Origin of the sequence: Micromonospora echinospora (assembly GCF_014203425.1) — a bacterium.
GTDB lineage: Bacteria > Actinomycetota > Actinomycetes > Mycobacteriales > Micromonosporaceae > Micromonospora > Micromonospora echinospora_A.
Genome location: NZ_JACHJC010000001.1, coordinates 2,948,016 through 2,972,030, shown reverse-complemented (window position 1 = coordinate 2,972,030; position 24,015 = coordinate 2,948,016). Strand labels below are relative to the sequence as shown.

The following is a 24,015-nucleotide window of genomic DNA, read 5'->3' as shown; positions in this document are numbered from 1 at the left end:
AATCACGAAAACTCGGTCGCCCATCCGCTCGAACGTCGGCCTCAAGGCCGTCATGGCGGTGACGGGCATCATCCTTGTGCTGTTCCTGATCCTGCACATGCTCGGGAACCTGAAGATCTTCACGGGCGAGACCTCGTTCGACCACTACGCGCACTGGCTGCGCGACATCGGCACGCCGCTGCTGCCGACGACGTGGTTCCTGTGGATCCAGCGCACGGTGCTAACCGTGGCCGTCCTCGGGCACATCGGCGCGGCCACCATGCTCGCGATGCGGTCCCGCGCCGCCCGCCCGGTGAAGTACGCGCACCGCCGCAAGATCCACGTGAACTACGCGGCCCGCACGATGCGCTGGGGTGGTGTGATCATCCTGCTCTTCGTGATCTACCACATCCTCGACCTGACCACTGGTCATCTGAACCCGCAGGGCGACCCGGCCAACCCGTACGGCAACGTGGTCGCCGGCTTCGCGCCGGAGCGCTGGTACGTCACGCTCTTCTACACCCTCGCGCTGGTGACCCTCGGCTTCCACCTGCGCCACGGCGCGTTCAGCGCGTTCCGCAGCCTCGGCCAGCAGACGCCCAAGGGCGAGCGCCGGGCCAAGATCGCCGCGCTCGTCTTCGCCGTCGCGCTCGTCGGCGGCTACCTGCTGGTCCCGTTCGCCGTGATCACCGGATTGGTGTCCTGACATGGATCTCTACAGCGAAGGCGACCCGATCGCCGACACCCGGGCCCCGGACGGCCCGATCGAGACGCGGTGGGAGCGCCACCGCTTCGAGATGAAGCTGGTCAACCCGGCCAACCGCCGCAAGATGACGGTGATCGTGGTCGGCACCGGCCTGGCCGGCGGCTCCGCCGCCGCGACGCTCGCCGAGCAGGGCTACCAGGTCAGGTCCTACTGCTACCAGGACAGCCCGCGCCGCGCCCACTCGATCGCGGCGCAGGGCGGCATCAACGCCGCCAAGAACTACCGCAACGACGGCGACTCGGTGCACCGCCTCTTCTACGACACGGTCAAAGGCGGTGACTTCCGCTCCCGCGAGTCGAACGTGCACCGGCTCGCCGAGGTCTCGGTAAACATCATCGACCAGTGCGTCGCCCAGGGCGTGCCGTTCGCCCGCGAGTACGGCGGCCTGCTGGACACCCGCTCCTTCGGCGGCGCGCAGGTGCAGCGCACCTTCTACGCCCGGGGCCAGACCGGCCAGCAGTTGCTGCTCGGCGCGTACCAGGCCCTGGAGCGGCAGATCGGCCTGGGCAACGTGGAGATGAACGCCCGCCACGAGATGCTCGAGCTGGTCATCGTCGACGGCCGGGCGCGCGGCATCGTGGTCCGCGACATGGTCACCGGCGAGATCAGCACCGAGATGGCCGACGCGGTCGTGCTCGCCACCGGCGGCTACGGCAACGTCTTCTACCTCTCCACGAATGCCAAGGGCTGCAACGTCACCGCCTCCTGGCGGGCGCACCGCAAGGGCGCGTACTTCGCCAACCCCTGCTACACCCAGATCCACCCGACCTGCATCCCGGTCTCCGGCGACCACCAGTCGAAGCTGACCCTGATGAGCGAGTCGCTGCGCAACGACGGCCGGGTGTGGGTGCCGAAGGCCAAGGGCGACCAGCGCAGCCCCCGGGAGATCCCCGAGGACGAGCGGGACTACTACCTGGAGCGGATCTACCCGTCCTTCGGCAACCTGGTCCCCCGCGACATCGCCTCCCGCGCGGCGAAGAACGTCTGCGACGAGGGACGCGGCGTCGGCCCGAGCGGCCTCGGCGTCTACCTCGACTTCGCCGACGCGATCGACCGGCTCGGCCGCAAGGCCATCGAGGCCAAGTACGGCAACCTCTTCGAGATGTACGAGCGGATCACCGGCGAGGACCCGTACGAGGTGCCGATGCGGATCTACCCCGCCGTGCACTACACGATGGGTGGCCTCTGGGTCGACTACGACCTGCAGTCGAGCATCCCCGGCCTGTTCGTGATCGGTGAGGCCAACTTCTCCGACCACGGCGCGAACCGGCTCGGCGCCTCGGCGCTGATGCAGGGCCTGGCGGACGGCTACTTCGTGCTGCCGAACACGCTCGCCAACTACCTGGCCTCCGGCGCGCTGGAGAAGGTCGACGCGAGCCACCCCGAGGCGGTCGCGGCGCGTACCGACGTCGAGGACCGGATCAAGCGGCTGCTCGCGATCAACGGCGACCGCACCGTGGACTCGTTCCACCGCGAGCTGGGCCAGATCATGTGGGAGCACTGCGGCATGGAGCGCTCCGAGGCCGGGCTGCGCAAGGCGATCGACGAGATCCGCGCGCTGCGCGAGCAGTTCTGGCAGCGGGTGCGCGTGCCGGGCGACGGCGAGGGGCTCAACCAGTCGCTGGAGAAGGCCGGCCGGGTGGCCGACTTCTTCGAGCTGGCCGAGCTGATGTGCATCGACGCGCTGCACCGCGAGGAGTCCTGCGGCGGCCACTTCCGGGCCGAGCACCAGACGCCCGACGGCGAGGCACAGCGCGACGACGACCGGTTCGCGTACGTGGCGGCCTGGGAGTACACCGGCACCGGTGAGCCCGTGCTGCACAAGGAAGACCTGACCTTCGAATACGTTCACCCCACGCAGCGGAGCTACAAGTGAACCTGACCCTGCGCATCTGGCGCCAGCACGGCCCCGAGGACAAGGGTCGGATGGTGACCTACCCGGTGCAGGACGTGTCGCCGGACATGTCCTTCCTGGAGATGCTCGACGTGCTGAACGAGCGGCTGATCCTGGACGGCGAGGAGCCGGTCGCGTTCGACCACGACTGCCGCGAGGGCATCTGCGGCATGTGCAGCCTCATGATCAACGGTGAGGCGCACGGCCCGCAGCGCGGCACCACCGCCTGCCAGCTGCACATGCGGCAGTTCTCCGACGGCGACACGATCGACATCGAGCCGTGGCGGGCCCGGGCCTTCCCGGTCGTCAAGGACCTGGTGGTCAACCGCAACGCGTTCGACCAGATCATCGCCGCCGGCGGCTACGTCACCGCGCCGACCGGCAGCGCCCCGGAGGCGCACTCGGTGCCGGTGCCGAAGGCCGACGCGGACGCCGCGTTCGAGTCGGCGGCCTGCATCGGCTGCGGCGCCTGCGTGGCGGCCTGCCCGAACGGCTCCGGCATGCTGTTCACCGCCGCGAAGATCACCCAGCTCTCGCTGCTGCCGCAGGGCCAGCCGGAGCGCTACACCCGGGTGATCGGCATGGTGGACGCGCACGACGAAGCCGGCTTCGGCGGCTGCACGAACATCGGCGAGTGCGCTTCGGCCTGCCCGAAGGGCATCCCGCTGAACACCATCGGCCGGCTCAACCGGGACTACCTGAAGGCGACGGCCAAGCGCGCCGGCTCCTGAGCACCGCACGCCAGCCGCGATCGCCGCGCCCCGCACCCGGGAGCGCGGCGGTCGCGCTTTCCCGGGGGTACGCCCCGGCGGTTGGTACGGTGAAGCGCCAGTCGCGTCACCGTCTCTCCCGGGAGGGCAACATGGCCGGGACCGCTCCCGTGCAGGCGTCCTCCCCCCAGGCGGGTCACGACCGACCGGCCGGCCCGCCGGAGTCGCTGCTGGAACGCGCGTTCACCGAGGCGCTGCAGAGCGCCGACGAGACCGACGAGGTGGCCACCCGGATCCTCGACGCCGCCTACGAGCAGTTCTGCCGCATGGGGATCCGGCGCTCCACGATGGAGGACGTGGCCCGGCGGGCCGGCGTCTCCCGGATCACCGCGTACCGCCGGTTCGCCACCAAGGACCGGCTGGTCGAGCAGGTGGTCCGCCGGGAGTTCCGCCGCTACTTCGACCAGTTCCTCCTCGACATCCAGCGGGCGGAGACCGCCGGTGACCGGGTGGTGCTGGGCTTCGTCAGCGCGCTGGGCGCGATCCGCCGCAACCCGCTGATCGGTGGGCTGATGAGCGTCGAGCCGGACGTGCTCATCCCCTCGATGATCAGCGACGGCGGGCGGACGCTGGCCACCGTGCAGCGGTTCGTCGCCGGGCAGCTGCGCCGCGAGCAACGCGCCGGCACCATCTCCGGCGCCGTGGACGTCGAGGTGGTGGCCGAGCTGATGACCCGGCTGTCCTGCTCCTTCCTGCTCACCCCGAGCCACGTCATCGACCTGGACGACGACGACGCGCTGCGGGAGATGGCCCGCCGGTTCCTCGTACCCATGCTGGAGACCGGCTCACAGGCCGAGTGACCGGCCGATCACCTCCTTCATGATCTCGGTGGTGCCGCCGTAGATGGTCTGGACACGGGCGTCCAGGTAGGCGCGGGCCACCGGGTACTCGCGCATGTAGCCGTAGCCGCCGTGCAGTTGCAGGCACCTGTCGACGGTGCGCTTCTGCAACTCGGTGCACCACCACTTCGCCATCGCCGCCGTCTCCGCGCCGAGGTCGGGCGCCACCAGGCAGTCGTCGACGAAGACCCGGCCCAGTCGTAGCTCGGTGGCGAGTTCGGCGAGCACGAACCGGTTGTGCTGGAAGCTGCCGATGGGACGGCCGAACGCCTGACGCTGCTTGCAGTACTCCAGCGTCTGCGCGAACACCGTCTCGGCGCCGGCGAGCGCCGCGACGGCTATCGACAGCCGTTCCAGGGGCAGGTTGCGCATCAGGTAGGCGAAGCCCTCCCCCTCCACGCCGAGCAGGTTGGCCGCGGGCACGCGGACGTCGGCGAAGAACAGCTCGGCGGTGTCCTGCGCCTTCTGCCCGAGCTTGTCGAGGTTGCGGCCCCGCTCGAAGCCCGGCATGCCGCGCTCGACCACCAGCAGGCTGATCCCCCGCCGCCCGGCGTCCGGGTCGGTACGGGCGACCACGATGACCAGGTCGGCCAGGATGCCGTTGCTGATGAACGTCTTCTGCCCGTTGAGGACCCAGTCGTCGCCGTCGCGTACCGCCGTGGTGGTGATGCCCTGCAGGTCGCTGCCGGCGCCGGGCTCGGACATGGCGATGGCGGTGACGATCTCGCCGGAGCAGAAGCCGGGTAGCCAGCGCTGCTTCTGCTCCTCGGTGGTCAGGCCGGTCAGGTACGGCCCGATGATGTCGTTGTGCAGGCCGAACGCCGGGCCGCTGGCACCGGCCCGGGCCAGTTCCTCGGTCAGGACGGCGTGGAAGCGCCGGTCGGTCACCCCGGCGCCGCCGTACCGCTCGTCGACGAAGAAGCCGAGCAGGCCGGCGGCCCCGGCGGCCCGCCACACGGCGCGGTCGACGATGCCGTCGGCCTCCCAGCGCTCGTGGTGCGGGGTGATCTCCTTGTCGATGAACGCGCGCACCAGTTCGGCGAACGCGAGGTGGTCGGCGGTGAAGACGGCGCGGTTCATGTGTGTCAGCTCCCTACCGTGCGCTACCGGGCCATGTCCGCGACGGCGGCGACGAGACGCCGGGGATCGTCGCCCAGCGGCGCGACGTTGAGGACGGTCACGCCCGCGTCGCGGAATTCCTGCACCCGGTCGCGCACGTAGCTCTCCGGCCCGATCAGGCTGGTGCGTTCCAGCAGTTCCGCCGGCACCGCGGCGGCGGCCTCGGCCTTGCGGCCGGCCAGGTAGAGGTCCTGGATGCGGTCCGCCTCGGCCGGGTAGCCGTAGCGGCACAGCAGGTCGTGGTAGAAGTTGCGGCCCTTGGCGCCCATCCCGCCCACGTACAGCGCGATCAGTGGCCGCGCGAGGTCGCGCAGCCCGGTCACGTCCGGGCCGATGGCCAGCGGGCCACCGGCCACCACCTCCAGCGGCCCGAGATCGGCGGGCCGCTTGGCCAGGCCCGCCGCCAGCGCGTCACCCCAGACGTCGCCGGCGCGCTGCGGGTCGTAGAGGAACGGCAGCCACCCGTCGGCGATCTCGGCGGTCATCCGCACGTTCCGGTCGCCCAGGCTGGCCACGTGGATCGGGATGCGGTCGCGGACCGGGTGGGTGAGGATCTTGAGCGGCTTGCCCAGCCCGGTGCCCTCACCGGGCGGCAGCGGCAACCGGTAGAGCCCGTCGTTCGTCAGCGTCTCGCGCCGCCACACCCGCCGGCAGATGTCGATCACCTCCCGGGTGCGGGCCAGCGGCCGGTCGTACGCCACGCCGTGCCAGCCCTCGATCACCTGCGGCCCGGACGCGCCCAGGCCGAGGATGGCGCGGCCACCGGACATCGCGTCCAGGCCCGCCGCGGTCTGGGCCAGCAACGCCGGGGTACGCGAGTAGATGGGCAGGATGGCGGAGCCGATGTGCACCCGGCTGGTACGGGCTGCGAGGTAACCCATCACAGTGGGCGCGTCGAAGCCGTACGCCTCGGACACCCAGACCACGTCCAGGCCGTCCTGTTCCCAGGCGGCCACGTCGTCGGCGCCACCGCGGGGGTCGGCGGCGTAGGCAAGCGTCGTCCCGATACGCATCAGCGAACTCCCTGTCCCTGGCGGACGGCGCCGCCGTCCCGCCACCGTCGTAGGTGTGCGCCCAGTCCCCAGTCGGTGAGGACGGGCCCGGTGTCCGCGCCCGGTGCGGGCGGCGGGCCGCCGACCCGCCCCGGTGTCCCGGACAGGCGGGGCGCCACGGCGGGTTGCCGGACGCCGAAGTGCTCCTCGTACGTGCCGCGCGCGAGCAGGTGCGGGTGGCCCGGCGCCTCGGTGAGCGACAGCACCGGCGCGACGCAGGCGTCGGTGCCGTCGAACACCGCTGTCCATTCGTCGCGGGTACGGCCGGCGAACACCTCGGCGAAGCGGGCCCGCAGCACCGGCCACCCGGTCACGTCGTGCCGGTCCGGCAGGTCCGCGTCGGCGAGCCCGAGCAGCCGCAGCAGTTCGGCGTAGAACTGGGGTTCCAGCGCGCCCACTGCCATGTGCCCGCCGTCGGCGGTGGCGTACACGTCGTAGAACGGCGCGCCGCCGTCGAGCAGGTTGCGGCCCCGCTCGGGTCGCCAGGCGCCCTCGGCGAGCAGCCCGGCGAACGGGGTGGTGAGGTGGGCCGCGCCGTCCACGATGGCGGCGTCGACGACCTGCCCACGCCCGGTGGCGCCGGCGACGTGCAGCGCCGCCAGGATGCCGACGACCAGGTAGAGCGCGCCGCCGCCGAAGTCGCCGACCAGGTTGAGCGGGATCTGCGGCGGCCCGTCGGCGCGGCCGATCGGGTGCAGCGCCCCGGCCACGGCGATGTAGCCGATGTCGTGGCCGGCGGCGCGGGCCAGCGGTCCGTCCTGCCCCCACCCGGTCATCCGTCCGTAGACCAGAGCGGGGTTGCGGGCCAGCGCGGCCTCCGGTCCGACGCCGAGCCGCTCGGCCACGCCGGGACGCCAGCCCTCGATCAGGATCGCGGCCCGGCCGGCGAGTTCGAGGACCACCTCGGCGCCGTCGGGGTGTTTCAGATCCACCACCACCGAGCGCTTGCCCCGGTTGAGCAGGTTCCGCCCGGGCTCGCCGGCTGCGAACGCGCCGGGCTCCGGCCGGTCGACGCGCACCACGTCGGCGCCCAGGTCGGCCAGCAGCATGGCGGCGAACGGGCCGGGCCCGATCCCGGCCAGTTCCACGACCCGGACGCCGGCGAGCGGGCCGCTCACGCGCCGGCCCGCGGGGCGAAGCGGGGTGCGCGTCCCTGGGCCTGGCTGAGCAGGGCCTCGCCGAAGTCGGCCCCGGCGAGGGAGGCGGTCATGAGCCGGACGGCGTCGCCGGCCGCCTCGGCCGCCCCGGTCTCCAGGCCCGACCAGACCTGCTGCCGGATCACCGCCATGGAGGCCGGTGAGCAGTGCTCGGCGAGGTCCGCGGCATAGGCTTGCGCCTCGGCCAGCACCTCGTCGCGCGGGAGCACACGTTGTACCAGCCCGATCCGGTACGCCTCCGTGGCGTCGACCTTGCGGCCGGACAGCAACAGGTCGAGCGCGTTGCCGACGCCGATCAGCCGGGGCAGCAGCCAGGCGCTGCCGTACTCGCCGACGAGGCCGAGCCGGCTGAACGAGGTGGACAGGCGCGCCCGCTCGGAAAGGAACCGCACGTCGGCGTAGAGCGCGTGGACCAGGCCCAGGCCGGCCGCTCCGCCGTTCACCGCCGCGACGATCGGCGTGCCGAGCGTCGACGGCAGGTGCGGTGGGAAGCCGAACTCGTCTGCGAGCAGGTCACGGTTGTGCTCGTCCAGCAGCGCGACGAGCGCCTCCGGGTCGGCGCCGGCGCAGAACCAGTCGCCGGCGCCGGTCACCACTATCGCCCGTACCTGAGGGTCGGCGTCGGCGGCCACGAGCGCGGCGTAGTAGTCGCGGAACATCTCCAGTGACATCGCGTTGCGCCGGTCGGGCCGGTCGAACCAGATGGTGCGGACGCCACCGGCGGTGGCGGCCAGCAAGCCCTCACCCGCCGGTTCGGTTTTTGCGACATTTGACATTTGATACCCTTGTCCGGTGGCGGAACGTGGCAAGACCCCGAGCGTGTCCCAGCCCCAGCTCTCCGAGACGGTGGCGGGCCTGCTGCGTGACCGGATCATGTCCGGCCAGCTGCGCCCCGGCGAACGGATCCGACTGGAGAAGGTCGCCCAGGAGACCGGGCTGAGCATCACGCCGGTGCGTGAGGCGCTGCTGATGTTGCGCGCGGAGGACATGGTCGAGCTGCAACCGCGCCGCGGGCACGTGGTCGCGCCGCTGTCCCGGCAGGACATCATCGACGTGTTCGGCCTCCAGGGCCACATCGCCGGTGAGCTGGCCGCCCGGGTCGCCCTCAGCATCACGCCCGACCAGCTCGACGACCTGCGGCAGCAGCACGAGCGCCTGCGCCGGGCCGCCCAGGCGCGGCAGGTCAGCCGGGTCGAGCAACTGGAGTACGAGTTCCACCGGCGGATCAACCGGCTCGCCGACGCGCGCAAGCTGTCCTGGCTGCTGCGGACCGTGACCCGCTACACGCCCTCGCGCTTCTACGCCGCCGACCCGGAGTGGCGCGCCGGCATGGTCGCCGATCACGAGGCCCTGCTCGACGCGCTCGAAGCCCGCGACCCGGAGACCGTCCGGCCGGTCATGGCCCGCCACTTCACCGACGGCGCCGAGCGGCTGGTCAAGCACCTCGACGGCCTCGGCGTGTGGAACGAGTGAGTCACCGGCGGCCATGACGCCTGGCGAACATCGCCAGCGACCGGCGCATGGCGGCGGCGGACGGCTGCAGCGTCATCACGTCGATCGCGGGCCGGAACCGCTGCCACGTGACCGACCGCGCCCGGCTGAACTCGCGCAGTCCGTCCGCGCCGTGGACCCGGCCGAACCCCGAGTCGCCCACACCGCCGAAGGGCAGTGACGGCACGCCCGCGTACCCCAGCACCGAGTTGATCGACACCGCGCCGGCCCGCAGCCGCCCGGCGAGCGCCAGGCCACGGCGGCGGTCCCGGGTGAAGATCGAGCCGGAGAGCCCGTAGGTCGTCGCGTTCGTCCGGCGTACCGCCTCGTCGGCGTCGGCCACCGGGTTGACCACGAGCACCGGCCCGAACGTCTCCTCGGTCACCGCCGCGCTGTCCTCCGGCACCTCGGCCAGCACGACCGGCTCCACGAACGGGGGCCGTACCGAGTTCGCGTCACCGACCACCGCCCGGCCGCCCCGGTCGAGCGCGTCGGTGACGTGGCGCCGCACGACGTCCGGCTGGGCGGGCGTGGTCATCGGCCCGTACGGCGCGTCCGGCTCGGCGCCCGGGCGGATCTCCCGCGCCAGCTCGGTCAGCCTGGTCAGGAACTGCTCGTACACCGGCTGTTCGACGTAGACGCGCTCGACGCCGGCGCAGGTCTGCCCGGCGTTGCCGAGGCCGCCGAAGACCGCCGCCCGGGCGGCGGCGTCGAGGTCGGCGTCGGCGGTGACGATGAGCGCGTCCTTGCCGCCGCCCTCGATCACCACCGGCGTCAGGCTCTCGGCGCAGGCGGCCATCACCACGCGCGCCGTCGCGGCCGACCCGGTGAACGCGACCTTGTCGACCCCCGCGCGGCACAGCGCGGCACCGGTCGTGCCGTCGCCGGTGACGACCTGCAGGACCGGGTGGCCGGGGAGCAGCGCACGCCAGCGCTCGGCCAGCCACACCCCGACGCCCGGGGTGAACTCGCTGGGCTTGAACACCACCGCGTTGCCCGCGGCGAGCGCGTGCGACACCGCGCCCAGCGGCGTGTAGACGGGGTAGTTCCACGGGCCGATCACGCCGACCACGCCGTACGGCACGTACTCGACGGAGGCGGCCTGGTTGAACGCGAGCAGGCCGGAGGAGACCGACCGTCGCCGGAGCACCCGCCGGGCATGGCGCGCCGCCCAGTCCAGGTGCTCGACGGCGAGCATCACCTCGAGCTGGGCTCCGGCGAGGGACTTGCCGGTCTCGCTCCGGATGATGCCGGCCAGCTCGTCGATGCCGCCGGCGATCGACGCCTTGTACGCGAGCAGGTGCCGGCGGCGCTGCCGGGCGTCCAGGCCCGCCCACCAGCCGGCCGCTTCGCGGGCCCGCCCGACGGCGGCGCGTACGGCTTCGTCGTCGGCCATCTCGTAGTCGGCGCGGTGCTCCCCGGTGACCGGGTCGGCGACGCGCAACCGGCGAGGGCGCTCCACGAGGGACGTCATCGGCAGCCTCCTGACATTTGATATTCGATAGTCTAGCCTTGCTGTCAATCCCTGCTGACGCGCTGGAGGTACCGCAGTGGAGTGGAGCGACGAGCAACGATCCCTGGTCGAGGCGGTGCGGGACTTCTGCCGCCGCGAGGTGGGCACCCGCGAGCAGCGGCAGAACCTCACGAACGGCGGCCGGGAACCGCACAGCCCCGAGCTGTACCGCAGGATGGCCGACCTCGGCTGGCTGGGCCTGTCCCTGCCGGAGGAGTTCGACGGCGGCGGCGCCGGCATGACGGAGCTGTGCCTGTTCCTGGAGGAGACGGCCCGCGCGATGGCCCCGATCGGCGGCTTCACCACCTCGATCATCGTGGCCGCCACCTACCAGCGGTTCGGCACACCGGCGCAGAAGAAGCTGATCCTGTCCGGGGTGGCCCGTGGCGTCATCGAGGCGGTGGCGATGTCCGAGCCCGAGGCCGGCTCGGACGTGGCGAACCTGAGCTGCCGCGCCGAGCGCCGCGATGACGGGTACGTCGTCAACGGCCAGAAGACGTGGTGTTCGAACGCCCACCTGGCCGAGCACATCCTGCTGGTCGCCCGTACCTCCGGCCGGGCCGGCGACCACCACGGCCTGACCATGTTCCTGGTCCCCGCCACGGCACCCGGCCTGACCGTGTCCGGCATCGACACCATGGGCGGCCGGGAGGTCAACGACCTCTACTTCACCGACTGCGTGCTGCCCGCCGACGCCGTGGTCGGCGAGGTCGACAACGGCTGGCGGCAACTGATGGCCGGGCTCAACATGGAACGGCTGATCCTCGCCAGCATCATGCTCGGCACCGCGCAGCGGGCGTTCGACGACGTCGTGGAGTACGTCAAGAACCGGCGGCAGTTCCGCCGGCCGATCGGGTCGTTCCAGGTGATCCGGCACCGCCTCGCCGACCTGGCCACCGAGATCGAGTGCGCCCGGCTGCTGGTCTACGACACCGCCGCCGCTGTCGACAGGTCCCCGGACACGATGCTGCCCCGGGAGAGCTCGATGGCGAAGCTCAAGGCCACCGAGACCGCCCGCCGGGTCGCCCTGGACGCGATGCAGATGATGGGCGGCTACGGCTACACCACCGAGTTCGACATGGAGCGCCTGGTGCGCTCGTCGATCGTGTCCACCGTCTACGGCGGCGCGAGCGAGATCCAGCGCGAGATCATCGCGAAGACGTACGGACTGTCCGACCGGATGCTCTGACGCACCCGGCCCCCTCGGCCACTCGGAGGCACCGTGCACCTGTCCGACCGCCAGCGCGCCGCCCTGGCGAGCATCTGTGACACGTTCGCGCCGGGCGACGGGGCCGAGGTCCCGTCGGCCAGCCGGCTCGGCGCGCCCGAGGTGATGGCCGCGCTCGTGCTGCACAATCCGCGCGCCGCTGAGGTCCGGCAGTTCCTGCGGCTGCTGGACCGGTGGGACTCCCCCGTCACCCAGCTCGTTCTCGGCGGTTCCGCGCAGCCGTTCTCCCGGCAGTCGCAGGAACGCCGCGAGCGGACGCTGCTCGCCCTGGCCGACTCGCGGATCACCGCCAAACGGGCGCTGTTCCAGGCGCTCAAGGGCGCCGCCACCCTCTCCTACTACCTGACTCCGGGGCCGGGCGGGCGCTCGCCCGTGTGGGACGCCATCGGCTACCCCGGGCCACTCGGCGTCCGGCCCGACGCGCCCGCGCCGTCGCTGACCCCGGTCCGCCCGTCCGCGCCGACCACGCTGGACTGCGACGTCGTCGTCGTCGGATCCGGTGCCGGCGGCGGCACGGCCGCCGCGGTCCTCGCCGGGCACGGCCTGGACGTGGTCGTCGTCGAGAAGGGCGGCTACTACGACGACAGGGACTTCGACGGCGGGGAGCTGTCCGGGCTGTCCCGGCTCTACGCACCGGGCCCCTCCGCCACCGCCGAGGGCCAGCTCAGCATCCTCCAGGGGCAGTGCCTCGGCGGCGGCACAGTGGTGAACTACACCACGTCGTTCCCCACCCCGACCCGGGTACGCGAGGAGTGGGCCGCGCTGGGCGTGCCGCAGTTCGCCACCGACGAGTACGACAGCTGCCTCGACGCGGTGTGGTCGAGGCTCGGCGTCAACCGCGACCACGGCCGGATCTCCTCCCGGGACGCGCTGATGGAGCGCGGACTGAACCGCCTGGGCTGGCACGTCGACGAGATGCCCCGCAACGTCGACGGCTGCGACACCGGTGTCGAGTGCGGGCGCTGCGGCCTGGGCTGCCGGATCGGCGCCAAACGATCCGCGACGAAGACGTGGCTGGTCGACGCGGAACGTGCCGGCGCGCGGCTCGTCGTCGGCGTCGACGTGCGGACCGTCACCGTCGAGGCCGGCCGGGCGACGGGCGTGACCGGCCACACCGCTGACGGCCGTCCGGTCGCCGTACGCGCCCGCGCCGTGGTGGTCGCCGCCGGCAGCGTGCAGACACCGGCCCTGCTCCGCCGCTCCGGGCTCACCAACCCGAACATCGGCCGGCACCTGCACCTGCACCCGGCGACCGGCGTCTGGGGCGTGTTCGCCGAGGAGGTCCGGCCGTGGGAGGGCGGGATGCAGACCCGGTACTCCACCGAGCACGCTGACCTCGACGGCCGCGGCTACGGCGTCATCTACGAGACCGCCGCCACCAATCCGGCCACCGCGGTGTCCTTCATGAGCTGGACGGGCGGACGGGCACACCTGGACCGGATGCGCGCGCTGCCGCACCTCGGCGGCGTCGGCGTGATCACCCGCGACCGCGACAGCGGTGAGGTCCGGGTCGGCCGCGACGGCGAGCCGGTGGTGCGCTACCGCCTATCCCCCTACGACGCCGCCCACATGCGAGCAGGAATCGCCGGCGCGGCCCGGATCGTCGAGGCGGCCGGGGCGCTGCGGCTCTGGTCCGGACACCAGCGCGGCCCGGTCTGGGAACGCGGCACGAGTTCCGTCGACGAGTTCATCAGGCACACCGGGACTCTCGGGACCGCGCCCGGGCAGGTCGCCATGGCCGCCCTGCACATCATGGGCGCGGCCCGGATGGGCGGCAGCGCGGCGACGTCGGTGGCCCGGCCGGACGGCGCGACGTGGGAGGTCCCCAACCTGGTCCTCGCCGACGCGTCCACCTTCCCGGCGTCGCTGGGCGTCAACCCGATGATCTCCGTCGAGGCCATCGCGTACATGAACGTCCAGCGACTCGCCGCCGCGCTCTGACCGTCGCTACTCGAACCGCTCGCCCCGCTCGGCCATCGCGCACAGCAGCGGCGGCGGGTCGAAGCGCTCGCCGTAGCGCTCGGCGAGCACGCGGGCGCGGGCGACGAAGCCCGGCAGCCCGCCGTCGTACTGGTTGACGTACTGCAGGACGCCGCCGGTCCAGCTCGGATAGCCGATGCCCAGGATCGAGCCGACGTTGGCGTCGGCCACGGAGGTCAGCACGCCCTCGTCCAGGCACCGCACCGACTCGATCGCCTCGATGAAGAGCATCCGCTCCTGGAGGTCCTCGAAGGGCGTGTCCAGGTTGGTGCCGCCGAACTGCTCGCGCAGCCCCGGCCAGAGCCCGGCTCTCTTCCCGTCGCGGTAGTCGTAGAAGCCGGCGCCGCCGGAGCGTCCGGTCCGGCCGCAGTCGTCGATCATCCGGTCGATGACCGCGTCGGCGGCGTGCGGATGCCAGGTGCCGCCCGCGGCGACTGTGGCCGCGGCCGTCTCCTGCCGGATCCTGCGGGGCAGCGTGAGGGTCAGCTCGTCCATCAGCGCGAGGACCGGCGCGGGGTACCCGGCCTGGCTGCTGGCCTGCTCGATGGTCGCCGCCGGGATGCCCTCGGCGAGCATCGCCACGCCCTCGTTGGTGAACGTCCCGATCACCCGGCTGGTGAAGAAGCCCCGGCTGTCGTTGACGACGATCGGCGTCTTGCGCAGCGCGCGGACGACCCCGAGGGCGCGCCCCAGCGTGGCCTCGCTGGTCCGCTCCCCACGGATCACCTCGACCAGCGGCATCTTGTCCACCGGGGAGAAGAAGTGCAGCCCGACGAACTCCTCCGGCTTGCTGACGCCCTCGGCGAGCAGCGTGATGGGCAGCGTGGACGTGTTGGAGGCGATCAGCGCGTCCGGCGCGACCTGCTCGATCTCGGCGTACACCTTGTGCTTGAGCGCCGGGTCCTCGAAGACCGCCTCGATGACGAGGTCGACGCCGGCGAGGTCGGCGACGTCACCGGTGGCCTGGATCCGGCCCAGGATCTCGTCGCGCTTCTGCGGCGTGGACCGGCCCCGGGCGACCGCCTTGTCGAGCAGACCAGCCGAGTACGCCTTGCCCCGCAGCGCCCCCTCTGCCGTCACGTCCTTGAGCACGACGCGCATCCCGGCGCGGGCGCAGACGTACGCGATGGCCGCGCCCATCATGCCCGCGCCGACGACTGCGACGCTGCGCACCGGCTCGTGGTCCCCGCCGGCGGCCCGGGACCGGGCGGTCTGGAGGTCGAAGAAGAGCGCCTTGATCATGTTCTTGGCGATCCGGCCGGTGGCCAGCTCGGTGAAGTACCGCCCCTCGATCGCGAACGCGGTGTCCAGGTCGACCTGGGCGCCCTCGACGGCGGCGGCGAGGATGTTGCGGGGCGCCGGGTAGGGCGCGCCCTTGAGCTGCTTGCGCAGCAGCGCCGGCATGGCCGGCAACTGGGCCGCGAGCGCCGGGGTGGACGGCGTGCCGCCAGGCATCCGGTAGCCCTTGCGGTCGTACGGCTGGGTCGCGTCCGGGTTCGCGGCGATCCAGGCGCGGGCGGCGGCCGTCAGGGCGTCCCGGTCGGCGGCGATCTCGTCGACCAGCCCATGCGCCAGCGCGTCCTGCGGCCGGTGGCGCTGGCCGCGCAGCAGCCAGTTGGTGAGCGCGTCGACCACGCCCAGCAGTCGGACGGTACGCACCACGCCGCCGCAGCCGGGCAGCAGGCCGAGCGTGACCTCGGGAAAGCCGATCTCGATGGCGGGGTCGTCGAGGACGACGCGGTGGTGGCAGCCCAGTGCCAGTTCCAGCCCGCCGCCGAGGGCCGATCCGTTGATCGCGGCGACGACCGGACGGCCGAGCGTCTCCAGCCGGCGTACGGCGTGCTTGAGCGCGGCCGCGCCGGCGGCTGACGTCTCGGCGTCGGCGGGGGTCAGCCGCACCAGGGTCCCCAGGTCGCCGCCGGCGAAGAACGTCTTCTTGGCCGAGGTGACGATCACGCCGGTGATCCGGTCGCGTTCGGCTTCGAGCCGGTCCACAGTGGTCGTGAGGCTCGCGCCGAACTCCGCGTTCATCACGTTCGCCGAGCGGCCGGGGTGGTCGAGGGTGAGCAGCACGATGCCGTCGTCGCCGTGCTCCCACCGGATGGTGTTTGCCATTCGTGCTCCTCAGATTCGTTCGATGACTGTGGCGATGCCCATGCCGCCGCCGGCGCAGAGCGTGGCCAGCCCGTAGCGGCCGCCGCGCCGTTCCAGCTCGTCGACGAGCGTGCCGAGGATCATGGCGCCGGTGGCGCCGAGCGGGTGCCCCATCGCGATCGCGCCGCCGTTGACGTTGACGATCTCCGGGCTGACTCCGAGGTCGGCGACGAACCGCAGGACCACGGCGGCGAACGCCTCGTTGATCTCGACCAGGTCGAGGTCCTCGACGCCGAGACCCGCCTTGGCCAGCGCCTTGCGGGCGGCCGGGGCCGGGCCGGTGAGCATGATGGTGGGGTCGGCGCCGCTGAGCGCTGTCGCCACGACGCGGGCCCGGGGCGTGAGCCCGGCGGCGGCGCCGGCCGCCTCGCTGCCGATCGTGACGAGCGCGGCGCCGTCCACGATGCCGGAGGAGTTGCCCGCCGTGTGGACGTGCTCGATGCGCTCGACCCAGTGGTACTTCTGCAACGCGACCGCGTCGAAGCCCGCCTGCTCGCCGATCCCGGCGAACGAGGGGCGCAGTGCGGCGAGACTCTCCGCCGTCGAGTCGGCCCGGATGTGCTCGTCGCGGTCCAGGACGGTGAGCCCGTTGCGGTCGCGCACCGGCACCACGGAACGGGTGAAGTAGCCGTTCGCCCACGCCTTCGCGGCCCGCGCCTGCGACTGGAGCGCGTACGCGTCGACGGTCTCGCGGTCGAAGCCGGCGATCGTGGCGATGAGGTCGGCGCTGATGCCCTGGGGCACGAAGCCGGTGGTGTAGTTGGTCTCCGGGTCCAGCGCCCACGCTCCCCCGTCGGAGCCCATCGGTATCCGGGACATCGACTCGACGCCACCGGCGAGGACGAGATCCTCCCAGCCGGAGCGCACCTTCTGCGCGGCGATGTTGACCGCCTCCAGCCCGGAGGCGCAGAAGCGGTTGAGCTGGACGCCGGCCACGGTGTCGGGCAGGCCGGCGGCGACGGCGGCGGTGCGGGCGATGTCGGCGCCCTGGTCGCCGAGCGGGGACACCACGCCGAGCACGATGTCGTCGATCAGCGCCGGGTCCAGGCCGGGCATCCGCCGTAGGGTCTCCTCGATCAGGCCGGTGACGAGCGAGACCGGCTTGACCCCGTACAGGGCCCCGGTGGGCTTGCCTCGCCCGCGCGGTGTGCGCAACGCGTCGTAGATGAACGCCTCGGTCGTCATGCCAAGCTCCTCATTGCTCACCCGCATGCGAATTTCGCCTAACTTTTCTTGAGCCCACCGCAGCTTGTCAAGAAGCGTCGATGCCCGAAGAGCGCTGGCCGCCATCGACCCGGCCCGGATTCGGCGGCCGTTGAGGCGCCGGGGTGACACGGAGATCCCGCGAGGTGGCGCTAACGTGTAGGGGTGCGACAAGCAGCGAGCGACACCGCGCCGGCACCTGCCAGACGGCCGAAGGACCGCAAGGCCCGCATCGCGCTGGCCGGCGCCGAGCTGTTCTGCGAGCGGGGCTACCACGGGGTGTCGGTGGACGAGATCGCCGCGGCCGTCGGCATCAGCGGCCCGGCCGTCTACCGGCACTTCCCGAACAAGTACGCGATCCTCGTGCACGCCACCCGGGAGGTCGTCGGCGCGCTGCTCGCCGCCACCGAGGAGCCGTCCGCGACCGACCCGCAGGCGCGGCTCGACGAGCTGCTGCACGCGCTCGCCGGGGCCGCGGTGAGCCGGCGACGGGTGGCCGGGCTGTACCAGTGGGAGGGCCGGTATCTCACCGCCGAGCACCGGCAGGAGTTCGCCGCGAGCATGACCACGCTCGTCGGCCGCCTGGCCGGGCCGCTGCGCGAGCTGCGCCCCGAGCTGACCGCCGGGCAGGCGGACCTGCTGACGAACGCGGCGCTGAGCGCCTTCGGCAGCGTGACCACCTACCGGGCCGCGGCCACCGGCGCCGACACCGAACGCCTGCTCACCCGCGTCGCCTGGACCCTGCTGCGGACCGACGCTCCCTCGGTGCCGCCCCGGCGGCGTCCCGCGTCGGAGGACACGCCGGTCACCGGGCCGGTGCGTCCGGCGTCGCGCCGCGAGCTGCTGCTGGTCGAGGCGATCCGCCTGTTCCACCGCCACGGCTACCACGCCGTCGCCGTCGAGGACATCGGGCGCGCGGCAGGCATGCAGGCATCCAGCGTGTACCGGTACTTCCCGAGCAAGGCCGACCTGCTCGCGGCCGCCTACTACCGCGCCACCGACCGCCTGACCGGGGCCACGACCGCCGCGATCGCCGAGGCGGGCGACAGGGCCGACGCGCTGCGCCGGGTGGTGCGGGCCTACGTCGACTTCACGTTCACCCAGAGCGACCTCGTCGCGGTCTACCTGGCGGAGAACAACAACCTGCCGGACCGGGACCGGCACCAGTTGCGCGGCGCGCAGCGCCTGCACGTCGAGGAGTGGGTGGGCCTGGTCCGCGCCGTACGACCGGACCTGCCCGCCGGGGACGCCCGCGTTCTCGTGCACGCCGCGCTGAACGTCGTCACCGACGTCGGTCGGATCGGCCGCTTCGACCGCACCGAGGGCTACGACACCCAGACCGCCCGGCTCGCACTCACGGTGCTGCGCGCCTGACCGGCGCCGCCGGGCCGCGGCGACCACACGGGCGGCGTGAGGCGCTGTGATTGACTGACACGCATGGTGCTGTGCCCGCCCGCGGCCGATCGGCCGGCCCGGTGACCACCGGGCCGGCCGCTGCCACCCGGCCACGCAACCGCAGGCAGGTCATCGTCGAGTCGGCCGGGCAGGTGTTCAGCGAGCGCGGCTACCACGGCGCATCCATGGAGGAGATCGCGGCCGCCGTCGGCATCAGCGCGCCCGCGCTCTACCGGCACTTCCCGAACAAGTACGCGCTGTTCGCCGCGTGCGCCAACGTCATGGTGGACAACCTCGTCGAGGTCATCGACGAGTGGCCGTCCGACGCGGCGCTGTCCGACGTGCTCCTCGCCCTCACCCGGGTCACCGTGGCGCACCGCGCCTCCGGCGGCCTGTACCGGTGGGAGGCCCGCTACCTCGGCCGCGAGGACCGCCGCCTGCTCCGCACGAAGTTCGACCGCGTCGTGGGCCGGGTCACCGAGACGGTACGGCGGGAGTACCCGCTGCCCGACGAGCGCCTGCGCGCCGTGGCGGCCCTCGGGGTGATCGGCTCGGTGACGATGCACCACACCTCGATCGCGCAGCGCCGGATCGAGGATCTGGTGCTCCGGTCCGCGATGCGCGTGGCGGCCACCGACCCCACGACGGCCGCCGGCACCGCACGGCTGGTCGAGCTGCCCGCCCAGCCGGTGCCCCGGACCCGGCGCGCGCAGATCCTGGCCGCCGCCGTCCCGCTGTTCGCCCGCGACGGGTTCGCCACCGTCACGAACGCGCAGATCGCCCAGGCCGTCGGGCTCGCGCCGTCCGCCCTCTACCGCCACTACCCCGGCAAGGTGGACATCCTGGTGGCCGCCTGCCTCCAGGCGGCGGAACTGCTCGCCCAGGCGGTGGACCGCAGCCTCCAGCGGGCGTCCGACCCCCGGCAGGCGGTGGTCGCGCTGGCGGCGGCGTACGTGGCCTACTGCTTCGAGCACAACGCCCTCAACAGTGTCGCCGAGGCCGAGGTGGCCGGCCTCCCGGCCGACGTGCGGCGCCCGCTGATCCTCGCCCAGCGCGAGCACATCGCGGTCTGGGAGCAGCAGTTGCGGGCGGTCCGCCCGGACCTGGACCGGCGGCAGGCCCGGCTGCTGGTGCACGCCGGATTCGGGGTGGCCGTGGAGGCCGGGCGCGCCCTGCGCTGGCAGGACTCGCCCGGCCACCGGGATGCCGTCACCGCGCTGGTCACCGGCGCCCTGACCCGGTGACCCGGCGCCGGCTCAGGTGCCCGGCCGGTTCATGACCGGAATGGTGATCGGGGTGTGCGTCGCGGACGAGCCGTTGTTGAGGAACAGCATCGCCAGCCCGCGGATGAACCTGTCGAACAGGCCGAACGTCTCCGGCACGAGCGGCGAGAGTCCTTCGCGAAACATGACGTACGTCGGCCAGCCGGCCTCGATCACGCCCCGGGAGATGTAGTCGCGTGGCAGCCGCAGCCAGTCGCCGATCCGGTCGGTCAGCACGTAGCGCGCGAACTCCCGCTGGAATCCCCGGGTGACGCCCAGGTCCACCGAGGACGTCAGGTTCAGCAGGACGTCGGCCAGGTCGATGCCCTCGGGCGTCGGCGCGAGGAGCGGCGTCAGCGCGTACCGGGACTGCTCCTCGGCGGCGGCCCAGCTGTTCGGGATGAACTCGTCGCGCACGCCGAGCAGGTGCAGTGCGACCTGCCACATGTGCAGGTAGGCCTCCTCCTCCGCGGCCGACATCCGCAGGCCCCAGCGACGCCAGTCGAGCAGCTTGCGGTGCACGTACGTGCCGAGGCTGTGGAAGGTGATGAGGATGTCGCCGTTGCTGATCGGGATCGGGTGGTCGGTGACGCCGCGCCACGGCGCGGACTGCGGCAGCAGGTGCCGCACCGCCGCGTGGGTCAGGCGGGTCTTGTGCGAGGTGACGACGAAGCTGCCGGTGGCCTTGAACGCGTCGGGGGCGCTCAGGTCGTAGCCGTAGGTGAAGGTCTTCGCGGCGCGCGACTTCATGTCCGCGCCGCCCTCGGACCAGTACACGTTGCGGGCCTCGCGCGGGATCACCGTGCTCATGATCCCGCTGCCCAGGCCGTAGAGCAGGAACAGGTACATGCTCATGCGCTTGTTGAACTGGGCGGCGCGGTCCAGCTTGGCCTGGTCGGCCCAGGACGGCAGCGTGTTGACCCGCCGCAGGTAGGTGGACAGCGCCGGGGGCAGGCCGGCGGGCAGCGCGTCGCCGTTGCGGATCCAGGACGCGAACGCGGTGTTCACCGCCGGGATCTGACCGGCGTCCAGCAGCGAGGCGACGAGCGGGTCGGTGTCGTCGTCCCAGACGTCCCACGGGTCGGTGACCGTGTCGGTCCCGGCGATCGAGCCGGACGACGACCACGCCCACGCCTTGGGGGTGTCGGCCACGGCGACCAGTCCCAGCGCGGCACCGAGGGTCAGGAGGCTGCGTCTACTGAGATTCTCCATTCGCACCACTTCCCGGTTCGACCGGACATCGCCCTGAACACCGGCCCGTGAGGTGCGCACAAGCAGGTTTCGAGTTATCCGGGGATGTGATTTTCTATTAACATAGAGGAGCTTGACTTCGTCGGCAAGGGTGGGTGGTGAGGTGGTCGGAATGGCTGGTGGCGGGCGGTACCGCTGGTTGCGACGGATCGAGCAGCTCGATCCGGTACGCGACCATCACGAGATCTACCGGCTCTCGGCCGGGTACGAGTTCCCCTTCGACTACCAGCGCGCGCTGGAGCTGGCGCTGCTGCGCACGTACTGCGTGCCGAGCATCTCCGCGCTGCTCGACGCGACCGGCGAGTTCCGCGTGCGGGCACAGCAGCGCTACGACGACACCGCGCTGCTGATGGCGGAGATGGTCGAGCACGGGTACGACTCACCGCGCGGCCGGGAGGCGCTGCGCGTGATCAACCGGGCGCACGGCCGGTACGCGATCTCCGACGACGACATGCGTTACGTGCTGTCCACGTTCGTCTACGAGCCGATCGACTGGCTGGACCGGTACGGCTGGCGCCCGCTGCACGAGCACGAACGACTGGCCGCGTTCCACTACTACCGCGCGGTCGGCGCGCGGATGGGCATCCGGGACGTCCCGGCGGACTTCGACGCCTTCCGGGACTTCAAGCGCGAGTACGAGCGCGCGAACTTCCGCTACGCCCCGAGCAACGAGCGCGTCGGCGCGTCCACGCTCGACCTGTTCGCGTCCTGGTACCCGCCGCCGCTGCGCCGCGCGGCCCGGCTCGGCGTCCTCGCGCTGCTTCCCGCCGACCTGCGGGCCGCGTTCGGCTTCCCGGCCGCGCCACGCCGGCTGTCCGGAGCGCTCACCGCCGGGCTGCGCGCCCGGGCGGCGGTGGTGCGGCTGCTGCCCGCGCGGACCACGAGCCGGCTGACCCGCGCGCCGCGCAACCGCACCTATCCCGGCTACCCGCGGGGGTACCGGCCCGCCGACCTCGGCGCGCCGCCACCCCCGCCCGGCATCGACCCGGCGCTACTGCGTGACGGGCTCCGCCGCCACCCCGGCGGCCGTGTAGAGGGAGTCGATCCGGTCGCCGTACCTGTCGACGATGATCCGGCGCCGTAGCTTCAGCGTCGGGGTCAGCTCGCCGGACTCCGGCGTCCAGGCCGACGGCAGCACCTGGAAGGACTTGACCTGCTCGGGACGGGCGAGCCGGGCGTTCGCCGCGTCCACGGCGGACTGGATCTCGGCCAGCAGCACCGGGTTCGAGGCCAGGCCGGGCATCTGCGGGTCGCTGATCCCCTGCGTCCGCGCCCACTGGGGCGCCACCTCCTCGTCGAGCACGATCAGCGCCGTGACGTACGGCCGGCGGTCGCCGATCGCCACCGCCTGACCGATGAGCGGGTGCGCCCGCAGCAGGTTCTCGATCTGCGCCGGCGAGATGTTCTTCCCGCTGGAGGTGATGATGAGTTCCTTCTTGCGGTCGGTGATGGTGAGGAAGCCGTCGTCGTCGAGCGTGCCGACGTCGCCGGTGGCCAGCCAGCCGTCGGCGTCGACGACCGGCTCGACGCCGCCGTCCTCCCGCAGGTAGCCGGAGCACACCAGCGGACCCCGGACGAGGATCTCGCCGTCGTCGGCGAGGCGCACCTCCATGCCCACGTTGGGCCGGCCGACCGACCCGGTGCGGAAGCGGTCGGGGGTGTTGAGGGTGGCGGTGCCGGTGGTCTCGGTCAGGCCCCACACCTCCAGCACGTCGACGCCGAGCCCGGCGAGGAACCGCAGCACGTCCACCGGGATCGGGGCGGCGCCGCTGCCGGGCCAGACCATGTTCTGCAGGCCGAGCGTGGACTGCAGGGGCCGGAGCACAGTGGCCCGGGCCTGCTCCACCCGGGCGGCCAGCTCGTCGGGCACCGGCTTTCCGGCCGCGCGCAGCTCGTACGCCTCCAGCGTCACCGCGCTCGCGGCGGCGACGGCGGCGCGTACCGCGGGCTCCGCGCCGGCCAGGTGGGCCTGCACACCGGCGGCCATCTTCTCCCAGACCCGCGGCACCCCGAAGAACGAGGCGGGACCGACAGCGCGCAGCGCCCCGACGAGTTGCGTGGCGTCGGGGCAGATGGTCACGTGCCCGGCGCGGTAGATCGCGTTGTAGATGCCGAGGAACCGTTCGGCGATGTGCGCCAGCGGCAGGTAGGCCACCGTCGGCGCGTGGTCGGGGACGGACACCATCGCGTCCAGCGCCACCGCCTGGTAGATCACGTTGTGGTGGCTGAGCACGACACCCTTCGGGTTGCCCGTCGTCCCGGACGTGTAGAGCAGCGTCACCGGCTGCTCGGGGCGAATCGTGCGCCAGCGCCGCTCGAAGGCGTCCGGGTCCGCCTCGCGCGCGGCCCGGCCGAGGGTACGCACACGCGACAGCGGCACCGCGTCGGCGGCCGGTTCGCCCGGCTCGTCCACAAGCACCACCCGGAGCAGGTCCGGCAGGTCGGCCAGGATCGGCCGCCAGCGTTCCAGCTCGGCCGGCCCTTCCAGCACGAGCACCTGGGCGGCGCTGTGCCGCGCCAGGTAGCGCATCTGCTCGGCGCTGAGCGTCGGGTAGATCGTGGACGGCACCGCGCCCAGGTGAACCGCGGCGAGGTCGACCAGCCAGTGCTCGGCACGGCTGGACATCATGATCAGCATGTGCCGCCCGGCCTCCAGGCCGATCTCGGCCAGGCCGCCGGACAGCTCGGCGACCTCGTCGCGCAGTTGCGCCCAGGTGCGGGTGTCGTCGCGGCCGAGCGTGGTCAGCGCCGGCAGGTCGGCGAACTCGGTGGCGTTGCGGTGCAGCAGCGCCGGGACGGTCAGGTCGGCGGCTTTCCTGGCGCATTGGTCGGCAAGGACGTCGGCGGGGTCCATGGAGTTCTCCTTCGCACGCAACCGGGCCTGGTGGTGGCAGGGCTGGCCGCACCCCTCGCCGTGGTGCCGCGGGGCTCCGCAGCCGATGGCAGCACTGTAAACGAGGGT

The 24,015-nt window shown here is 72.6% G+C and carries 19 protein-coding genes; 10 read left to right on the top strand and 9 right to left on the bottom strand.

The features are described from left to right. Window position 1: 1 nt before the first annotated feature. The 4 genes from FHU28_RS14025 to FHU28_RS14010 all read left to right on the top strand — a co-directional run bounded on the left by FHU28_RS14025 (window position 2) and on the right by FHU28_RS14010 (window position 4,209). Window positions 2-685 carry a succinate dehydrogenase cytochrome b subunit gene (locus FHU28_RS14025; protein ID WP_073827795.1) on the top strand — a complete coding sequence of 228 codons (684 nt, stop codon included), beginning with the start codon at window positions 2-4 and terminating at the stop codon, window positions 683-685. Between the two features lies 1 nt (window position 686). Then, on the top strand, window positions 687-2,621 hold the full coding sequence (locus FHU28_RS14020; protein ID WP_184684330.1) for a fumarate reductase/succinate dehydrogenase flavoprotein subunit: 1,935 nt from the start codon (window positions 687-689) through the stop codon (window positions 2,619-2,621). After that, on the top strand, window positions 2,618-3,370 hold the full coding sequence (locus FHU28_RS14015; RefSeq protein ID WP_073827534.1) for a succinate dehydrogenase/fumarate reductase iron-sulfur subunit: 753 nt from the start codon (window positions 2,618-2,620) through the stop codon (window positions 3,368-3,370). The genes FHU28_RS14020 and FHU28_RS14015 overlap by 4 nt, the downstream gene beginning before the upstream one ends. 131 nt (window positions 3,371-3,501) lie before the next feature. Continuing rightward, the gene (locus tag FHU28_RS14010; protein WP_221453197.1) at window positions 3,502-4,209 is read left to right on the top strand and encodes a TetR/AcrR family transcriptional regulator; all 708 of its coding nucleotides are present in this window, start codon (window positions 3,502-3,504) and stop codon (window positions 4,207-4,209) included. Here FHU28_RS14010 and FHU28_RS14005 read toward each other — a convergent pair. From FHU28_RS14005 to FHU28_RS13990, 4 genes are read right to left on the bottom strand one after another with little or no spacing between them, the layout of a single operon-like run. Further along, on the bottom strand, window positions 4,195-5,328 hold the full coding sequence (locus tag FHU28_RS14005; RefSeq protein WP_184684328.1) for an acyl-CoA dehydrogenase family protein: 1,134 nt from the start codon (window positions 5,326-5,328) through the stop codon (window positions 4,195-4,197). The two genes, FHU28_RS14010 and FHU28_RS14005, sit on opposite strands and share 15 nt — an antisense overlap. A 23-nt stretch (window positions 5,329-5,351) precedes the next feature. Further along, complete coding sequence (locus FHU28_RS14000) at window positions 5,352-6,380, bottom strand: LLM class F420-dependent oxidoreductase (protein WP_116509668.1); 1,029 nt, start codon at window positions 6,378-6,380, stop codon at window positions 5,352-5,354. Further along, window positions 6,380-7,537 carry a CaiB/BaiF CoA transferase family protein gene (locus FHU28_RS13995; RefSeq protein WP_184684319.1) on the bottom strand — a complete coding sequence of 386 codons (1,158 nt, stop codon included), beginning with the start codon at window positions 7,535-7,537 and terminating at the stop codon, window positions 6,380-6,382. Before FHU28_RS13995 ends, FHU28_RS14000 begins: the two co-directional genes overlap by 1 nt. Beyond that, window positions 7,534-8,313 (bottom strand): enoyl-CoA hydratase-related protein, encoded by a 780-nt coding sequence (locus tag FHU28_RS13990; protein WP_260412961.1) that lies wholly within the window; start codon window positions 8,311-8,313, stop codon window positions 7,534-7,536. Before FHU28_RS13990 ends, FHU28_RS13995 begins: the two co-directional genes overlap by 4 nt. Window positions 8,314-8,368: 55 nt before the next feature. Here FHU28_RS13990 and FHU28_RS13985 point away from each other — a divergent pair, with 55 nt between their 5' ends. Further along, window positions 8,369-9,049 (top strand): GntR family transcriptional regulator, encoded by a 681-nt coding sequence (locus tag FHU28_RS13985; protein WP_184684313.1) that lies wholly within the window; start codon window positions 8,369-8,371, stop codon window positions 9,047-9,049. Window position 9,050: 1 nt separating this feature from the next. On the opposite strand, the gene FHU28_RS13980 is transcribed toward FHU28_RS13985, so the two are convergent. Continuing rightward, a complete protein-coding gene (locus tag FHU28_RS13980) occupies window positions 9,051-10,541 on the bottom strand; it encodes an aldehyde dehydrogenase family protein (RefSeq protein WP_184684311.1) in 1,491 nt (496 codons plus the stop codon). 76 nt (window positions 10,542-10,617) lie between these two features. On the opposite strand from FHU28_RS13980, the gene FHU28_RS13975 reads away from it, so the two are divergent. Beyond that, entirely contained in the window at window positions 10,618-11,769 is a 1,152-nt protein-coding gene (locus FHU28_RS13975; RefSeq protein ID WP_184684309.1) for an acyl-CoA dehydrogenase family protein, read from the top strand. A gap of 33 nt (window positions 11,770-11,802) precedes the next feature. Beyond that, entirely contained in the window at window positions 11,803-13,749 is a 1,947-nt protein-coding gene (locus FHU28_RS13970; protein WP_184684306.1) for a GMC family oxidoreductase N-terminal domain-containing protein, read from the top strand. A 6-nt stretch (window positions 13,750-13,755) separates the two neighbouring features. Here the strand turns inward: FHU28_RS13970 and FHU28_RS13965 are convergent, their stop codons facing one another. Further along, window positions 13,756-15,903 (bottom strand): 3-hydroxyacyl-CoA dehydrogenase NAD-binding domain-containing protein, encoded by a 2,148-nt coding sequence (locus FHU28_RS13965; RefSeq protein WP_184684303.1) that lies wholly within the window; start codon window positions 15,901-15,903, stop codon window positions 13,756-13,758. Window positions 15,904-15,912: 9 nt separating this feature from the next. Then, a complete protein-coding gene (locus FHU28_RS13960) occupies window positions 15,913-17,127 on the bottom strand; it encodes an acetyl-CoA C-acetyltransferase (RefSeq protein WP_184684300.1) in 1,215 nt (404 codons plus the stop codon). Between the two features lie 183 nt (window positions 17,128-17,310). On the opposite strand from FHU28_RS13960, the gene FHU28_RS13955 reads away from it, so the two are divergent. Further along, window positions 17,311-18,519 carry a TetR/AcrR family transcriptional regulator gene (locus tag FHU28_RS13955; RefSeq protein WP_184684297.1) on the top strand — a complete coding sequence of 403 codons (1,209 nt, stop codon included), beginning with the start codon at window positions 17,311-17,313 and terminating at the stop codon, window positions 18,517-18,519. Between the two features lie 101 nt (window positions 18,520-18,620). Next, the gene (locus FHU28_RS33065; protein WP_184684295.1) at window positions 18,621-19,784 is read left to right on the top strand and encodes a TetR/AcrR family transcriptional regulator; all 1,164 of its coding nucleotides are present in this window, start codon (window positions 18,621-18,623) and stop codon (window positions 19,782-19,784) included. A gap of 12 nt (window positions 19,785-19,796) precedes the next feature. Here the strand turns inward: FHU28_RS33065 and FHU28_RS13945 are convergent, their stop codons facing one another. Next, a complete protein-coding gene (locus tag FHU28_RS13945) occupies window positions 19,797-21,014 on the bottom strand; it encodes an oxygenase MpaB family protein (RefSeq protein WP_184684293.1) in 1,218 nt (405 codons plus the stop codon). 151 nt (window positions 21,015-21,165) lie between these two features. Here FHU28_RS13945 and FHU28_RS13940 point away from each other — a divergent pair, with 151 nt between their 5' ends. After that, the gene (locus tag FHU28_RS13940) at window positions 21,166-22,137 is read left to right on the top strand and encodes an oxygenase MpaB family protein (protein ID WP_184684291.1); all 972 of its coding nucleotides are present in this window, start codon (window positions 21,166-21,168) and stop codon (window positions 22,135-22,137) included. On the opposite strand, the gene FHU28_RS13935 is transcribed toward FHU28_RS13940, so the two are convergent. Continuing rightward, window positions 22,045-23,907 carry an AMP-dependent synthetase/ligase gene (locus FHU28_RS13935; RefSeq protein WP_184684289.1) on the bottom strand — a complete coding sequence of 621 codons (1,863 nt, stop codon included), beginning with the start codon at window positions 23,905-23,907 and terminating at the stop codon, window positions 22,045-22,047. The genes FHU28_RS13940 and FHU28_RS13935 overlap by 93 nt on opposite strands. Window positions 23,908-24,015 lie beyond the last annotated feature (108 nt).